The following is a 1,632-nucleotide window of genomic DNA, read 5'->3' on the forward strand; positions in this document are numbered from 1 at the left end:
ATGCTTGACCTTGGATTTGATCGCCTGACGCAGTTCACGCTCCATGTTCTTGCGAACTTCAGTGCGGAAACCGTCGATGCCGCTTTCCTTGATGCCGAATTGAGCGAAGAACTCTTCGTTCAGCTCAGGCAGCTTAGGCTCGGACACAGTGTTGACGGTCACGGTGAACTCGGCGGTTTTGCCAGCCAGGTCCAGGTTCTGATAGTCCTCTGGGAAGGTCAGGTTCAGAACGCGCTCTTCGCCAGCCTTAGCACCTACCAGACCTTCTTCGAAGCCCGGGATCATGCGGCCGGAACCCAGTACCAGCTGAGTGCCTTTGGCGGAACCGCCAGCGAATACTTCGCCGTCGACCTTGCCAACGAAATCGATGTTCAGCTGGTCTTCGTTCTGGGCAGCGCGATCGGCCACTTCAAAACGGGTGTTCTGCTTGCGCAGGATGTCGAGCATTTTGTCCAGGTCAGCGTCAGCCACGTCAGCGCTCAGGCGCTCAACGGTGATGCCGTCGAAGCCGGCAACGGTGAACTCCGGGAACACTTCGAACACTGCAACGTATTCCAGATCCTTGCCCGCTTCGAGCGACTTAGGCTCGATCGACGGCGAACCGGCCGGGTTCAGCTTCTGCTCAACCACAGCTTCGTAGAAGGAGGACTGGATCACGTCGCCGACAGCTTCCTGACGAGCATCAGCACCGAAACGGCGCTTGATTTCGCTCATTGGCACTTTGCCTGGACGGAAGCCAGCAATCTTGGCCTTTTGGGCAGTCTGCTGCAGACGCTTGTTGACCTGGCTCTCAATGCGCTCAGCCGGCACGGTGACGCTCATGCGGCGCTCAAGAGCAGTAGTATTTTCAACAGAAACTTGCATGGATATTCCTCGTTGCACAGACGTTAGCCGGCCGTTTCCGACCCCAGAATCAAGGGCATGCATTCTAGTGGGTCAAACTCAAGAAGTCACCCTACTGAAAACGGGTAAAAAAACAGCAGGCAATTTATCGGTGCGAATACACGAATGCATCGCGCACCACAGGCGAATACAACCAATCACGCCAAGGCTCTGCGGCAACCTCTTCTATATATAGAAGGGATGCCGATCATTCCCTGACGGCCGACCCTGCAAGCAAGACCGGCGGGCAGCGCGGCATCATCCAGAAACATCAATACGACGAAACGCCCTGCCCTGCGACCCGAAAACCGCGGTCGCCGATTTCTCAAACCGCTAAAACAAAAAAGGCGCCAGACTGTTAAATCTGGCGCCTTTCGAAATATGGGGTGGACGATGGGGATCGAACCCACGACAACGGGAGTCACAATCCCGTGCTCTACCAACTGAGCTACGCCCACCATATTGCGTAACAAAAAAGCCGTTTAACTTCTTTGTTGAACCTCATCAAGCCAACGGCATGAATGAAGCTTGTTTGGTGCGGATGAAGAGACTCGAACTCTTACGCCTCGCGGCGCTGGAACCTAAATCCAGTGTGTCTACCAATTCCACCACATCCGCGGATGAAGCTTTTAAAGCAAAGGCGCCAGACTGTTACATCTGGCGCCTTTCGAAATATGGGGTGGACGATGGGGATCGAACCCACGACAACGGGAGTCACAATCCCGTGCTCTACCAACTGAGCTACGCCCA

1 protein-coding gene and 2 tRNA genes are annotated in these 1,632 nt (G+C 55.0%); all 3 read right to left on the reverse strand.

The window, feature by feature from the left end; all coding sequences use genetic code 11:
- Positions 1–864 (reverse strand): trigger factor (tig, locus tag ACIP66_RS28690; RefSeq protein ID WP_400652673.1); only part of this gene is annotated, 864 nt, incomplete at its 3' end.
- Between the two features lie 400 nt (positions 865–1,264).
- Positions 1,265–1,340: transfer RNA gene (locus ACIP66_RS28695), tRNA-His, on the reverse strand.
- A gap of 75 nt (positions 1,341–1,415) precedes the next feature.
- A tRNA-Leu gene (locus ACIP66_RS28700) sits at positions 1,416–1,500 on the reverse strand.
- Positions 1,501–1,632: the final 132 nt, after the last annotated feature.

Origin of the sequence: Pseudomonas sp. NPDC088429 (genome assembly GCF_044753305.1) — a bacterium.
GTDB classification, from domain to species: Bacteria; Pseudomonadota; Gammaproteobacteria; order Pseudomonadales; family Pseudomonadaceae; genus Aquipseudomonas; species Aquipseudomonas rustica.